General features: G+C 71.1%; 14 protein-coding genes and 1 pseudogene. 6 read left to right on the forward strand and 9 right to left on the reverse strand.

Annotated features, from left to right (window positions below; translation table 11 throughout):
- The first annotated feature begins 71 nt into the window (after positions 1 to 71).
- The gene (locus ACFC1W_RS04345) at positions 72 to 824 is read left to right on the forward strand and encodes a YidC/Oxa1 family membrane protein insertase (protein ID WP_375989041.1); all 753 of its coding nucleotides are present in this window, start codon (positions 72 to 74) and stop codon (positions 822 to 824) included.
- 3 nt (positions 825 to 827) lie between these two features.
- Here ACFC1W_RS04345 and ACFC1W_RS04350 read toward each other — a convergent pair whose 3' ends face one another.
- Positions 828 to 1,397 (reverse strand): potassium channel family protein, encoded by a 570-nt coding sequence (locus tag ACFC1W_RS04350; protein WP_375989044.1) that lies wholly within the window; start codon positions 1,395 to 1,397, stop codon positions 828 to 830.
- A gap of 177 nt (positions 1,398 to 1,574) precedes the next feature.
- On the opposite strand from ACFC1W_RS04350, the gene ACFC1W_RS04355 reads away from it, so the two are divergent.
- The 3 genes from ACFC1W_RS04355 to panB are packed head-to-tail and all read left to right on the forward strand — an operon-like array spanning position 1,575 to position 4,098.
- On the forward strand, positions 1,575 to 2,330 hold the full coding sequence (locus ACFC1W_RS04355; protein ID WP_375989047.1) for a DUF2520 domain-containing protein: 756 nt from the start codon (positions 1,575 to 1,577) through the stop codon (positions 2,328 to 2,330).
- Positions 2,327 to 3,178, forward strand: a complete 852-nt coding sequence (gene panC, locus ACFC1W_RS04360) for a pantoate--beta-alanine ligase (RefSeq protein ID WP_375989049.1) — start codon at positions 2,327 to 2,329, stop codon at positions 3,176 to 3,178. The genes ACFC1W_RS04355 and panC overlap by 4 nt, the downstream gene beginning before the upstream one ends.
- A complete protein-coding gene (gene panB, locus ACFC1W_RS04365) occupies positions 3,175 to 4,098 on the forward strand; it encodes a 3-methyl-2-oxobutanoate hydroxymethyltransferase (RefSeq protein ID WP_375989052.1) in 924 nt (307 codons plus the stop codon). Before panC ends, panB begins: the two co-directional genes overlap by 4 nt.
- Positions 4,099 to 4,170: 72 nt before the next feature.
- On the opposite strand, the gene ACFC1W_RS04370 is transcribed toward panB, so the two are convergent.
- The 5 genes from ACFC1W_RS04370 to ACFC1W_RS04390 all read right to left on the reverse strand — a co-directional run bounded on the left by ACFC1W_RS04370 (position 4,171) and on the right by ACFC1W_RS04390 (position 7,667).
- On the reverse strand, positions 4,171 to 4,350 hold the full coding sequence (locus tag ACFC1W_RS04370) for a CsbD family protein (protein ID WP_191767057.1): 180 nt from the start codon (positions 4,348 to 4,350) through the stop codon (positions 4,171 to 4,173).
- Between the two features lie 44 nt (positions 4,351 to 4,394).
- Positions 4,395 to 5,105: a hypothetical protein gene (locus tag ACFC1W_RS04375; protein ID WP_375989055.1), complete on the reverse strand. Its 711-nt coding sequence runs from the start codon at positions 5,103 to 5,105 to the stop codon at positions 4,395 to 4,397.
- 326 nt (positions 5,106 to 5,431) lie between these two features.
- Positions 5,432 to 5,971, reverse strand: coding sequence for a YaeQ family protein (locus tag ACFC1W_RS04380; protein ID WP_375989058.1), 540 nt, complete (start codon positions 5,969 to 5,971; stop codon positions 5,432 to 5,434).
- Between the two features lie 11 nt (positions 5,972 to 5,982).
- On the reverse strand, positions 5,983 to 6,195 hold the full coding sequence (locus tag ACFC1W_RS04385) for a hypothetical protein (protein WP_375989061.1): 213 nt from the start codon (positions 6,193 to 6,195) through the stop codon (positions 5,983 to 5,985).
- Positions 6,189 to 7,667: an SDR family NAD(P)-dependent oxidoreductase gene (locus ACFC1W_RS04390; RefSeq protein ID WP_375989064.1), complete on the reverse strand. Its 1,479-nt coding sequence runs from the start codon at positions 7,665 to 7,667 to the stop codon at positions 6,189 to 6,191. Before ACFC1W_RS04390 ends, ACFC1W_RS04385 begins: the two co-directional genes overlap by 7 nt.
- 49 nt (positions 7,668 to 7,716) lie before the next feature.
- Between ACFC1W_RS04390 and ACFC1W_RS04395 the strand changes: the two genes are divergently transcribed.
- Entirely contained in the window at positions 7,717 to 8,133 is a 417-nt protein-coding gene (locus tag ACFC1W_RS04395) for an NUDIX domain-containing protein (RefSeq protein WP_375989067.1), read from the forward strand.
- 21 nt (positions 8,134 to 8,154) lie between these two features.
- Here the strand turns inward: ACFC1W_RS04395 and ACFC1W_RS04400 are convergent, their stop codons facing one another.
- A complete protein-coding gene (locus tag ACFC1W_RS04400; protein WP_375989069.1) occupies positions 8,155 to 8,448 on the reverse strand; it encodes a hypothetical protein in 294 nt (97 codons plus the stop codon).
- Positions 8,449 to 8,676: 228 nt separating this feature from the next.
- Between ACFC1W_RS04400 and ACFC1W_RS04405 the strand changes: the two genes are divergently transcribed.
- Positions 8,677 to 9,963 (forward strand): cytochrome P450, encoded by a 1,287-nt coding sequence (locus tag ACFC1W_RS04405; RefSeq protein ID WP_375989072.1) that lies wholly within the window; start codon positions 8,677 to 8,679, stop codon positions 9,961 to 9,963.
- Between the two features lie 60 nt (positions 9,964 to 10,023).
- On the opposite strand, the gene ACFC1W_RS04410 is transcribed toward ACFC1W_RS04405, so the two are convergent.
- Positions 10,024 to 12,378, reverse strand: a complete 2,355-nt coding sequence (locus tag ACFC1W_RS04410; protein WP_375989075.1) for an arylsulfatase — start codon at positions 12,376 to 12,378, stop codon at positions 10,024 to 10,026.
- A 165-nt stretch (positions 12,379 to 12,543) separates the two neighbouring features.
- Positions 12,544 to 12,774 (reverse strand): annotated as a pseudogene (locus tag ACFC1W_RS04415) (MFS transporter); the annotation flags it as partial.
- Position 12,775: the final 1 nt, after the last annotated feature.

Raw genomic sequence — 12,775 nt, forward strand, 5'->3', positions numbered from 1 at the left:
GTGGCCGTCGGCGTCCGCCGGTGTCGTCGTGGCCGCACGCGACCACCTCGGCATCGACGAACGGACCGCCCTTGGACATCTACGCCTTCCCCCCTGTCGCCGCGATCCTCGACGCGGCCTACGCCGTGCTCATGCAGATCACGGCCCTCCTCGAACCACTCACGGGTGCTGCTGCGGCCGCGGCATCCGTCCTCCTGATCACCCTGCTGGTGCGCGCCGCACTCGTGCCCGCCGGCGTATCGCAGGCGAAGGCCGAGCAGACGCGCAGCCGGCTCGCGCCGAAGCTGCGCGACCTGCAGAAGCGGTACGGCCGCGATCGCGAGCGGCTGCAGCGCGAGACCATGAGGCTGTATGCCGACGAGGGCACCTCGCCGTTCGCAGGCTGCCTGCCCCTCGTGGCCCAGGCCCCGGTCATCGGAGTCGTCTACGCGCTCTTCGCATTCCCGGCGATCGCGGGGCACGCGAACGCGCTGCTGTCCGAGACGCTCCTCGGCGTCCCGCTCGGCGCGAGCCTCGTGGGATCGATCGCCGCCGGTACCGCGACGGCGCCGACGTTCGCGGTGTTCGGCGCGCTGATCGTCGTGATCGCCGTCGCCGCCGAGCTCACACGACGCGCGTTCCGACCGCCCGTGACGGCCGGAGCGGATGCCTCGCCCCTCGCGAGTGCGGGATTCGCACGTGCCGTCGGGGCGCTGCAGTTCACGACCGCCGTCGTGGCGCTGTTCGTCCCGCTCGCCGCGGCGATCTACCTCGCGACCACCGTCGTCTGGACGCTGGTGCAGCGCGTGATCCTGCGTCGTCGCTACCCCCTCGCCGCACCCTGAGGGTCAGCGATCGGTGGCAGGCGCCGGTGCGCCGGCATCCGAGGGTTTCGGCTCCCGCCCGTACTTGACGGCCATCGTGAGCAGGCGCACACCTGCGCCGAGCACGATGAGGTTCAGGATCATCTGCACCGTCACCACCACGCGGGCGAGCTCGGTGACCGCGCTGATGTCGCCGAACCCGACCGTCGCGAAGATCGTCACCGTGAAGTAGAGGGAGTCCATGCGTGACAGGTCGCCGGTGAAGGCGCCGGGATCGTTCCGCGACATCAGGAAGTACATGGTGGCGAAGAGGAGGAGATAGATGGGGGCGATGACGGCGAGCGCCTCGATCGCGCGCACGCCCGGATCGGCGGAGCGGATGATCGCGAGCACCTGCCACACCGTCAACCCTGCGAGCACGGCGGCCGCGACGACGATCGCGAGCGGCACAGGAATCGAGTCGATCCAGTCGAGCGGCACGAGGAAGTAGAGCGTGACGAGCACGGTCGCCGAGAGGAGCGCCCGCAGCAGGCCGAGGGCGATGACCTTCCGGCGCTGAGCCCGGGTCAGCCGTTCGATCGGCGCGTCATCCATGGGTGCGGCGTCCTCTCCCCCGGCGTGCGCAGGGCGCGGCTCCGCCACGGTGACCTCAAGGGTGCCGGTCGCCCTCCGCCCGTGCATCACCCGCGGGGAGTGAACTCGCGGCGTCTCGCCGCCCGCGCCGCAGTGGGATACTCGACAGATCGGCCGCCAGTGGTCGTCACCATCATCATGAGCACCTCGAATCAGAGTCGCATCGTCGCGAGCATCAGCGTCGTCGGGGCCGGCCGCGTGGGCCGAGCCGCCGCCGCCTCGCTGCGCGCCGCGGGCTACGAGGTTCACGGGCCGACCGGCCGCGGCGAGCGGGTCGAACCCGCAGACGCCGTGCTCCTGTGCGTCCCTGACCGCGAGATCGGCGAGGCAGGCTCGGTCGCGCGCGATGCCGCGCCCCTCGTGGGCCACACGTCCGGCGCGACGCCGCTGGCCGAGGCGGGCGTCGACTTCGGGCTGCACCCGCTGCGGGCCTTCGTGGGCACCGAGGGCGCCGACGCCTTCGCAGGCATCGGCTGCGCCGTCGCGGGCACCTCGCCCGGGGCGCTGCGGGTCGCCGAGGAGCTCGCCCTCGCCGTCGGCGGCCGGCCGTTCGAGGTGCGCGACGAGCAGCGTGCCGGATATCACGCGGCCGCCTCGATCGCCTCGAACTACCTCGTGACGTTGCAGGCGGCCGCCGAGACGGTGGCCGCGGCATCCGGTCTTCCCGACGGATTCCGCGCGCACCTCGTTCCGCTCGTGCGCGGCACGGTCGAGAACTGGGCGGCCCACGGGCCGCGCGAGGCGCTCACCGGTCCGATCGTGCGCGGAGACGAGCCGACCGTGCAGCGGCAGCGGGCCGCGGTCGCGGCATCCGCTCCCGGCCTTCTTCCGCTCTTCGACGAACTCACCGAGCGCACGCGCGCGCTCATCGGCACGGAGGGGGCACCGGCATGAGGACCGTCCGGACTGTCGCCGACGTGCGTGCCGCCGTGCGCGATGCGCGATCGCGGGGTGCTTCCGTGGGACTCGTGCCGACGATGGGCGCCCTCCACGACGGTCACCTCTCGCTCGTCCGCCGGGCGCGGGACGAGAACGACCTCGTCGTGGTGTCGCTGTTCGTCAATCCGACGCAGTTCGGGCCGAATGAGGACCTCGAGTCCTACCCGCGCGACGAGGCGCGCGACTCCGAACTGGCCGCGGGGGCGGGGGCCGACATCCTGTTCGCTCCTCCGGCGGACGAGGTCTACCCGCGCGGATTCTCGACGACCATCCACATCGCCGGCATCACGGACGTGCTCGACGGCGCCCACCGCGGCGCGCACCACTTCGACGGGGTGGCGACGGTCGTCACGAAGCTGTTCCAGATGGTGGCGCCGGATGCCGCGTACTTCGGCCAGAAGGACGCCCAGCAGGTGCTCGTGATCCGCCGGCTCGTGCGCGATCTCGACATGCCGGTGCGCATCGTCGCATGCCCGATCGTGCGTGAGGCGGACGGGCTCGCGATGAGCTCGCGCAACGCCTATCTCGACCCTGCGGCGCGTGAGCAGGCGACCGCGCTGAACCGCGCTCTCGAGGCGGCCGAGGCCGTCGTCCGCAGCGGCGAGACCGGTGCGGATGCCGTGATCGCGGCCGCACGCGAGGTGCTGGCGCGCTCCGGCATCGAGCCCGAGTACCTCGAACTCCGATCGCCCGACGACCTGGCGCAGCTCGACCGCGTGGGCGGCGGAGCGCTGCTGGCCGTCGCCGCGCAGGTCGGCAAGGCACGACTCATCGACAACCGAATCCTGGAGGCCACCGCATGAGCGCCGGATCCTTCCCTACGACCGACAAGCCGGCCCGCCCCCGCATGACCTTCGGCGCGCTCGCCGCGATGAAGGACCGCGGCGAGCCGATCGCGATGGTCACCGCCTACGACTACCCGAGCGCCCAGATCGCCGAGGCGGCAGGCGTCGACATGGTGCTCGTCGGCGACTCGGCGGCGATGACGGTGCTCGGGCACGAATCGACCGTGCCGGTGACCGTCGACGAGATGCTGATGCTCACGGCCGCCGTGCGCCGGGGGCTGTCGACGCCGCTGCTCGTCGCCGACCTGCCGTTCGGGTCGTACGAGCAGTCGGACGAGCAGGCCGTCAAGACCGCGCAGCGCTTCGTGAAGAGAACCGGCTGCGACGCAGTCAAGATCGAGCGCGGGGGCTCATCGGTCGACCGCGCCCGCGCGATCGTCGCCGCGGGCATCCCGGTGATGGGGCACGTCGGCCTCACCCCGCAGACCGCGGCGAGCATCGGCGGCTACCGCGCGCAGGGCCGCACCGCGGAGGAGGCCGTCGCCCTGTGCGAGAGCGCGATCGCCCTCCAGGACGCCGGATGCTTCGCCATCGTGTTCGAGGCGATCCCGAGCCCCGTGACCGAGGCGATCATGCCGCAGCTCTCGATCCCGGTCATCGGCATCGGTGCCGGACCGAGCACCGACGGCCAGGTGCTCGTGTTCCATGACCTGCTCGGCATCTACGACGGCCACACCGCCCGGTTCGTCAAGCGCTACGCCGAGCTGCGTGGCGAGATGATCGGCGCCGTCTCGGCCTACGCCGACGAGGTGCGCACGCGCGCCTATCCGCAGCCCGAGCACGGGTACGGCATGCCGGCCGACGAGGCAGCCCGCCTGCGCGCGATCCTCGACTCGAGCGCTCCGCCGCAGGTGCGCACGCGCCGTCCCGGCGCGTAGCGCTCACTCGGCGCCGGTCGCGCGGGCACGGCTGTGCCCCCGGCCGTAACCGGGGGCACGCGGCACGCCAGGTCAGCGGTCGTTGGTGAAGGCGTCCTTCACGTCGTCGCCGGCCTGCTTGATGTTGGCCTTGGCCTGGTCCATCTTGCCTTCGGCCTCGAGTCGTTCGTTGTCGGTCATGTCGCCGACCGACTCCTTGACCTTGCCCTTCATCTCCTCCGCGCCGTGCTTGATGTCATCTCCTGCACCCATGGCGTTCTCCTTTCTGTAGATGGTCCTTGCGAGGGTCTGCTGAGTCACATGCCGTCGGCGTCGCGGTCCACGCCGAGACGATCGACCCGGCGGTGGTAGCGCATCCCGAGGATGCCGCCGAGAATCGCGCCGCCGAGCGTGATGATCGCCGCCACCACAGCGGTGATGATGCCGGTGAGCGTCGCGTCCATCGGGAAGCGCGGGAAGCCGTCGAGCGCCGACAGGATGTCCCAGCGGCTGCCCGCCGCGAGGCTGAGCAGCGCGACCACGATCGCGATGACGATGCCCCACAGCCAGACGGCGAAGCCCTGCGCCGCACCGCTGAACCGCGCCATGCGCCCGGCGACGTAGCCGCCCGCGAGGTACGCGACGAACAGGGCGATCCCGATCGCGATGGCCCCGACGATGCCAACGGTGTCGGGGTTGTCGGATGCTGCGTCCGCGACCTCTTCGACCGTGGTGCCGGTCTCGATGCCGATGGCGGCGCCGACGGCGCCGACGATGGCCGAGAGCAACACGACCGCGCCGAAGGCGGCGAGCCAGCCGAAGAACGCCGAGCCGAACTTCACGCCGCCGAAGCGGTTGCGCTCCTCGGCGAGTGCCTGGCCGTGCGACAGGTCCGCCGGCGCCACCGGTGCGGCGGCGACCGTGTCGGCGTCGTGCACGGTGCGAGGTGCCACGGGTGCGGCGGCGACCGTGTCGGCGTCGTGCACGGTGCGATCCCGGTCGGTGCGCGCGTCGTTGTCGTAACTCATGCGGCGAGATTAGGCCGCTTGCGCTCGCGGGGGTCCCCCGTTGCGGCGAAGGCGCGGAAGGCTTATCCTCCCGCGGGCGCGAAGCGTTTTCCGATCGATCGGCGGGGTGAGGTCGGGGCGGCGGTCAAAGCGTCGGGCGAAATGCCGTCGCGCGGTGCTCGCGCGCACGGTTCAGGGCGAGACCGCCCGACGGTTTGACCCGGGAACGCGCCGGCTTCAGGAGACACGCCGGTGCAAGGGGGGAGGCGAGGCCGCGGAGCGGCGTGTCTCCTGACTGCGGCACAGTTGCTCGGCGAGCGACCCCACGGCGGGCGAGCTCCGCGCACTCAGACGAGCGAGTGGTCGTGGATCTCCGACGAGGTGCTGGTGCCGTTGAGCTCGAGGTAGAGCTGGCGCTCGGTGACCGAGAGCGTCATGGTGTTGCGGCGCGCGATCGCCGCGACGGCCGCGTCGACGAACCCGGGGTCGAAGCTGTGCAGCACGATCCCCTCGGCGTTGAAGATGCGCTTGCCCGCCCACGGCGCCATCACCTTCGCGGGGTCGCGGTGCGTGTACACGACGGTCCGCCCGGCGAGCCGGCTTCCCTGGTGCAGGCGCTCGGCGTCGGGGGCGCCGACCTCGATCCACGCGGTCACGCGGCCGGTGAGGTCGCGCACGAGCACGGCGGGCTCGTCGGTCGCCGAGATGCCCTCGCTGAATGCGATGCCCTCCTCGTACTCGAGGCAGTACGCGAGCACGCGTGTCATCATGAACGCGTCGGTCTCGGACGGATGCCGCGCCACACGCAGCGTGAGCTCCTCGTACACACCGCGATCGACGTCGGCGAGGGACACGTCGAAGGTGTGGATGGTCGCGCCGAGTGCCATAGCCGACGAGCCTAGACGATGCGTCGCCGGGGAGCGGGCGGCGGCGGAACCTCCTTGGCCGCGATGATGTCGGCCCTGGGGATGCGCTCGACGCCGCGCTTGCCGTCGACGACGACGGTCTCGGCATCCGCTTCCCGCAGCTCTCCGAGAGCGTCCGTCGCCTGTCCCGTGGGCAGCAGATAGCGCACGACGACGCGGTGGCCGGGCTCGGGTAGCGTCACCATGCGCCGGGCGCGTAGTCCTTGAGGAACACGCCGAACAGGTCTTCGCCGGCCTCGCCGCGCACGATCGGGTCGTAGACGCGGGCTGCCCCGTCGACGAGGTCGAGAGGGGCGTGGAAGCCCTCCTCAGCGAGACGCACCTTCGTCGGGTGCGGCCGCTCGTCGGTGATCCAGCCGGTGTCGACGCTCGTCATCAGGATGCGGTCGGTCTCGAACATCTCGCGCGCACTCGTGCGGGTGAGCATGTTGACCGCCGCCTTGGCCATGTTGGTGTGCGGATGCCCCGGCCCCTTGTACCCGCGGTTGAAGACACCCTCCATCGCGCTGACGTTGACGACGTAGGTGCGCCGGGCCGAGCTGGCGGCGAGCGAGGGACGCAGTCGCGAGATGAGGAGGAACGGCGCGGTCGTGTTCGCGAGCTGCACCTCGAGCATCTCGAGTGGGTCGACCTCGTCCACCCGCTGCACCCACGAGTTGGAGTGGTCGAGGTCGGGGATGAGCCCGCCCGCGTCGATCGCCGTGCCCGCCGCGAGGCGGTCGAGCGAGCTCGAGCCCGCGGCCATCGCCTGCTCCGTGAGCTCGTCGGCACGCGCGGCGGCGGCGGCGAGGATCGGATGCGCGGTGACCGACCGCTCCAGCGCCTGCGGGTGCTGGTCGTTCGTGTGGCCGAACGTGACGAGTTCGGGCAGCGGGCCGCTCGGCAGCGGCGCGAGCTCCGCGTCGACCAGCGGCTGATACGCGCCCGGCGAGCGCCGGACGGTCTGCGTGGCGTTGTTGATCAGGATGTCGAGCGGCCCGGCGGCGGCGACTTCGTCGGCGAGGCCGATCACCTGCGCCGGATCGCGCAGGTCGATGCCGACGATCTTGAGCCGGTCGATCCAGTCTGCGGCGTCGGGCAGACCGCTGAAGCGGCGCACGGCATCGCGCGGGAAGCGGGTCGTGATCGTGGTGTGCGCGCCGTCGCGCAGCAGCCGAAGGGCGATGTACATGCCGATCTTCGCGCGCCCGCCGGTCAGCAGGGCGCGCTTGCCGGTCAGGTCGGTGCGGGCATTGCGCTTCTCGTGGCTCATCGCCGCACAGGTGGGGCAGAGCTGGTGGTAGAACGCGTCGACGACCGTGTACGGCTGCTTGCAGATGTAGCAGCCCCGGGCCTTGAGCAGCGTGCCGGCCGTCGGTGCGGTCGTGGACGTGCTGATGGGGATGCCGCGCGTCTCGTCGTCGATCCGGTCGGGGGCTCCGGTGGCCGTCGCCGCGACGACCGCCTTGTCGGCCTGCGCGATCGCCTCGCGGATCTCGCGCCGCCGCTCCTTCTTGACCGCCTTGAACATGGCCGCGGTCGCACGCCGGACGGCGATGAAGTCGGGGTGGGTCTCATCGAGCCCCGCCATGTTCCCGAGGACGCGGAGCGTCGTCTCGAGGTCGGCACGGTCGATGCCGCTCGGCGGGAGATCGGCGGCGGGGGTCTGGTCAGGCACACGCGATTCTACGTCGGCGCGTATGGGCGCGACCTGTTAGCGTGCCGGGGTGACCACCCCGCCCGACGAGCCGACGCCGCCCCGCCGCATCCACGTGTCGGCCGCGGTCATCCTCGACGAGCACGGCCGGCTGCTGCTGGTGCGCAAGGAGGGGACGACGGCGTTCATGCAGCCGGGCGGCAAGCCCGAACCGGGCGAATCACCGGATGAGACCCTGAGCCGCGAGCTGGCCGAGGAGCTCGGCATCCATGTGCCCGTCGACGACCTCCGCTCACTGGGTGCGTTCACCGCCGCGGCCGCGAATGAGCCCGGCTGCCTCGTCGTCGCCGATGTGTTCGCCGCGGACATCCGCTCGCAGAGTCCCACTGTCGGCGCCGAGATCGCCGAACTGCGCTGGATCACGCGTGCGGATGCCGAGGTGCTCGAGGTCGCGCCGCTCGCGCGCGAGAACTTCCTACCCGACTGACCGGACTCGCGGAGGCCGTCCTCAGGCCGCAGGTACCGCTGCCGGAACCGCCTCCGTGGGACTGGTCTCCCGACGCGCGCGCATCCCCTCCGCGATGGCGGCCAGTGCCTCGCGCAGCGATCGATATTCGTCCACGCCGGCGCGACCGTGCACCCAGAGCACGTAGACGATCTCGTCCTTGCACTCGAGATAGGCGACGACGCGATGGGGATCGCTGTGGTCGGCGAGGGTGTCGCACGCGACCCATCCGCCATTGCCCACCCAGACGAGGTCGGGCCGGGGATCGCCCCCGGTGATCACATGCGTCATCTCCATGGCCATGCCTCCTCGCACTCGCCCGGCGCCCCACACGCCGGCCCCAGCATCCCAGTCCCCCTGCACGCGGTGGGAGGTCTTGACGCGCGCCGGAATGTCTGAGTCGACAGACCACCGCCGCCGATCCCACCGCCGCGACTGCGCGGCTCGTCGAGCATCCGCGTAGCACAGCGGCCGCAGGTGCCGCACCCCCTGGCACGGGCGCCGCGCGCCCGGGAGCGTGGCGGAATGCTGATCGACGACGGTCTCCGATTCGCCGTGCGCGGCTACGACTTCAGCGCGAGCATGTGGCGCAAAGCGCGTCAGGGGGCGCGCGCCGTCCCGATGCAGCTGCTCTGGCGGGATGCGTTGTTCGTGCGAGGCGCCGACGGCGTCGACGTCTTCTACGACGACCGGCTGGTCGCACGGCACGGCGCGATGCCCTCGATCGTGCAGGAGACCCTGTTCGGGCACGACTCCGTGCACAGCCTCGACGGCGACGACCACCGTCACCGCAAGGCCACGTTCGTCGATGTCGCCTACGAAGACTCCCAGGTCGCGCGACTCACTCCGCTGCTCGAGCGCGAATGGCAGGCCGAGCTCGCGGACTGGATCGCCGGCGGTCGCCGCTCCGCGTACGACGCGGCAGTGGGGGCGCTCGGACGGGCGATCACGACGTGGGCCGGACTGCCCGGCACCGCGGCGGCGCGCACCCGGTGGTCGGCGCGGCTCGCCCAGATCGTCGACGGATTCTGCGCCCCGTACTCCCCTGCCTTCCTTCAGGCGCAGCTCAACCGCGCCTGGTCGGACCGCCACGCGGCACGCCTCATCGAAGCGGTCCGCGTCGGCTCGCTCAGTGCACCGCCCGGCACGGCGCTCGCCGAGTGGGCGTGGCACACGGACCGAGACGGTGCCCTGCTGACGCCCCGACTCGCCGGGGTGGAGCTGCAGAACAGCATCCGCCCCATGGTGGCCGTCGCACGGTTCGTGGCGTTCGCGGCGAAGCGGTTGCACGCGGAGCCCGATTGGCGAGCACGCATCGCCGCCGAGACCGGTGAGCGCGGTTCGCTCGTCGGCGGCCCGCTTGCCCTGGCTTTCGCCCAGGAGGTGCGTCGCACGTCGCCCTTCGTGCCGATGCTGCCGGGGTGGGCGATCGCCGACGTCGAACTCGACGGCCACCGCGTGGCCAAGGGCGGACGCGTCGTGCTCGACATCCTCGGCTCGAACACCGACGACGCGTCGTGGGTGCGCGCCGGCGATTTCGACCCCGAACGGTTCGTCGGCGTCGACGACTACGAGGCTCTGCGCTCCTTCGTCCCGCACGGCGGGGCGGACGTGCGCACCGGCCACCGCTGCCCCGGCGAGAAGCTCGCGCTGGCCGGCCTCTCCGCTGCGATCGCCGTGCTGAGCGACCCTCGGCTGTCCGTCCTTCCGCAGGGTCTGGGCGTGAACCGTCGCCGTCTGCCGACCAAGCCGTCGTCGGGCGCCAAGGTGCGCGCCGCCGGCTCCGGCGGGCGGTGCCCCTTCCACGGCTAGGCGAGCGGCACAGGCGACCTCGGTCCCCTCGGAGCCCTCGGAGCCCCCGACGACCTCGGATCAGGCCTTCGCCGGCACGGTGTACGACACGTGCACGCGCCCGATCTCTCCGTCGAACGCGAAGGGCATCCGGTCGGCGTACGCCCGCGACACAGCGCCGCCATACGCGCGGCCGATGTCGAGGCAGTCGTTGGCGGAGAACAGCAGCGGCGCGCTCACCGGGACGGTGCCCGAGGCGACCTCGGCGCCGTCGACGCGCAGCACCACGGAGAGGGGTCCGCCCGGGCGCGGCTCCACATAGGACGTCTCGATCTCGATCGTGTGATCGCCCTCCGGGAGGGGATCGGATGCCGCGACCGTCGTCCGCTGCACGAGGAACAGGTTGTACTCGTACGTCAGGATGCCGTCCACGACGAACGCCGTGAGGCCGCCGCCCGCGCCGCCGAGCTTGTAGAGCACACCGTTCGCCCTGTCGCCGACCGTCACCTCGATCCTGACCGTGTTGGGCTTGTTGCCCAGCGCGGGAGCGCAGAACTCGGGCACGCGCACGGTGTCGCCCGTCATGTCCCACTCCGTGTACGGCGGTGCGATGCGCAGTTCCGGATGGAGGGGGGCGATCCACAGGCCGCCGCCCACCGGCAGCACCTTGTTCTTCGCCGCCTCGATCGCGAAGAGCTCCTTCATCGCGGCGAGCTTCTCGGGGTGCTTGTCGGCGAGGTCGTGCGCCTGGCTCCAGTCCTCGTCGAGGTGGTACAGCTCCCACGCATCCCCGTCAGGGGTCCACGTCGCGATTCCGGGAGGCGTGCCGGGCACCCACGGGAGGCGCGGTCCGGTGGTCGACGCGATCCAGCCGTCCTCGTAGATCGAGCGGCTCGCCATGATCTCGAAGTACTGCACGCGATGCCGGCCTTCGGCGCCCTTGTCGTCGATCGAGTACGCGAAGCTCGTCCCGTCGATGGGATCCTGCGGGATGCCGTTGACGGTGTCGGGGTGCGAGATTCCGAGGATCTCGTAGATCGTCGGCGCGAGGTCGATCACGTGGTGGAACTGCGTGCGCGGCTCGGGATCGTGCTCGATCCGCGCGGGCCACCGGATGAACATCGGGTTGCGCGTGCCGCCGAGATGCGACGCCATGAGCTTCATGCCCTGGTACGGCGACGACCCCGCCCAGGCCCACGCCGCGTGGTACTGGTTGTCGGTCGCCGGGGTTCCCAGGGCGTCGAGGCCGCCGAGCTCCTCGAGCGCGGCGATGTGCTGGTCGACCGTCGTCGGGATCATGTTCTGTGCGAGCAGCTCGCTGATCGTCCCGTTCTGACCCTCGCCCGACGATCCGTTGTCGCCCCAGATGTAGACGACGATGGTGTTGTCCGCGTAACCGAGGTTCTCCAATTCGTCGACCACCCGCCCTGCCTGCACGTCGGCGTGCTCGCCGAAGCCCGCGCACAGCTCCATGAGCCGCGTCTGGAACGGCTTCTGGTGATCGGGGACGTCGTCCCAGCCCTGCAGCGAGTCCGGACGCGGGGTGAGAGCCGCGTCTTCCGGCACCCAGCCTGCGGCCTTCGCGCCCGCCAAGGCGTCTTCGCGATAGGCATCCCATCCATCGTCGAAGACGCCCTTGTACTTGTCGGCCCACTCCTTGTGAATGTGGTGCGGCCCGTGGATGGCGCCGCTCGCCCAGTACATGAGGAACGGCTTGTCGGGTGAGAGCGCCTTGTGGTCGCGCAGCCAGGCGATCGCATCGTCGGCGATGTCCTCGCTGAGGTGGTAGCCCTCTTCGGGCGACTTCGGCGGCAGGACGCTCGTGGTGTTGCGCACGAGGTTCGGCTCGTACTGCGACGCCTCTCCGGCGAGGAAGCCGTAGAAGTACTCGAACCCGTTGCCCGTCGGCCAGTTGTCGTAGGGCCCCGCCTTCGTCGTCTCCTCGGCGGGGGTGTTGTGCCACTTGCCCCACGCCGCGGTCGAGTAGCCGTAGTTGCGCAGCACCTCGGCGATCGTCGCGCTGCTCTTGGGGATGTGCCCCGAGTAGCCGTCCCAGTCGTTGGCCAGTTCGGCGATCTGCCCCGCTCCGACACGGTGATGATTGCGTCCGGTGAGCAGCGACGCGCGGGTCGGTGAGCACATCGAGGTGGTGTGGAAACGGTTGTAGCCGATGCCTTCCTCGCGGATGCGTCCGAGAGTCGGGGTGTGGATCTTGCCGCCGATCGGGGCGGGCAGCGCGGGTCCGGCGTCGTCGATGAGGATCACCAGGATGTTCGGTGCGTCGTCACCGAGGTGCTGCTCGGGCGGAAGAGGAGAGTAGGTCGACTCACCGAGGGTGCGGCCGGCATAGCTGCCCGACGGTTTCGGGGGGAACGGCAGTGACCGGGCGGGGGGAAGCGGATCTCCCACGATCGATGTCTTCTTCTCTTCGGTCATCTCGATTCCCTCTCGTCCACACGTTTCGTCTGGCCGAGGGTCACGCAGCGGTGAATATGCAGCCCCCCGGTCACAGGACAGGAGCGTAGGGGGATGCCTCGGGGTGGGGCATCACCCGCATCGGGCGATGGACGGCGGCTCGCCTCTCACCGCGTGCGGTCCGCCTCATGCCTGCGGCTCCGCGGTGACTTCCCGGGCGGTGTCGGCGGGGGCGTTCTGCGCCCGGCTGAGCAGGACGAACGGGATCGCGACGGCCGAGATGACGCCGCTCCAGATCAGCGAGGTGCCGTAGCCTCCGGCATCCGCCGCTCGTCCCAGCACCGGCTGGATCACCACACCGCCGCCCGAACCCATCAGCGAGTCGAACGACAGCACCGTCGCCCGCTGCTTCGACGGG

The organism is Microbacterium sp. NPDC056003 (assembly GCF_042274785.1).
Classification (GTDB): Bacteria; Actinomycetota; Actinomycetes; order Actinomycetales; family Microbacteriaceae; genus Microbacterium.

Coding starts and splice junctions, on each gene's coding strand:
- ACFC1W_RS04350 (WP_375989044.1), bottom strand. CDS start 1,397: ATGGATGACGCGCCGATCGAACGGCTGACCCGGGCTCAGCGCCGGAAG.
- ACFC1W_RS04355 (WP_375989047.1), top strand. CDS start 1,575: ATGAGCACCTCGAATCAGAGTCGCATCGTCGCGAGCATCAGCGTCGTC.
- panC (WP_375989049.1), top strand. CDS start 2,327: ATGAGGACCGTCCGGACTGTCGCCGACGTGCGTGCCGCCGTGCGCGAT.
- panB (WP_375989052.1), top strand. CDS start 3,175: ATGAGCGCCGGATCCTTCCCTACGACCGACAAGCCGGCCCGCCCCCGC.
- ACFC1W_RS04370 (WP_191767057.1), bottom strand. CDS start 4,350: ATGGGTGCAGGAGATGACATCAAGCACGGCGCGGAGGAGATGAAGGGC.
- ACFC1W_RS04375 (WP_375989055.1), bottom strand. CDS start 5,105: ATGAGTTACGACAACGACGCGCGCACCGACCGGGATCGCACCGTGCAC.
- ACFC1W_RS04380 (WP_375989058.1), bottom strand. CDS start 5,971: ATGGCACTCGGCGCGACCATCCACACCTTCGACGTGTCCCTCGCCGAC.
- ACFC1W_RS04385 (WP_375989061.1), bottom strand. CDS start 6,195: ATGGTGACGCTACCCGAGCCCGGCCACCGCGTCGTCGTGCGCTATCTG.
- ACFC1W_RS04400 (WP_375989069.1), bottom strand. CDS start 8,448: ATGGAGATGACGCATGTGATCACCGGGGGCGATCCCCGGCCCGACCTC.
- ACFC1W_RS04405 (WP_375989072.1), top strand. CDS start 8,677: ATGCTGATCGACGACGGTCTCCGATTCGCCGTGCGCGGCTACGACTTC.
- ACFC1W_RS04410 (WP_375989075.1), bottom strand. CDS start 12,378: ATGACCGAAGAGAAGAAGACATCGATCGTGGGAGATCCGCTTCCCCCC.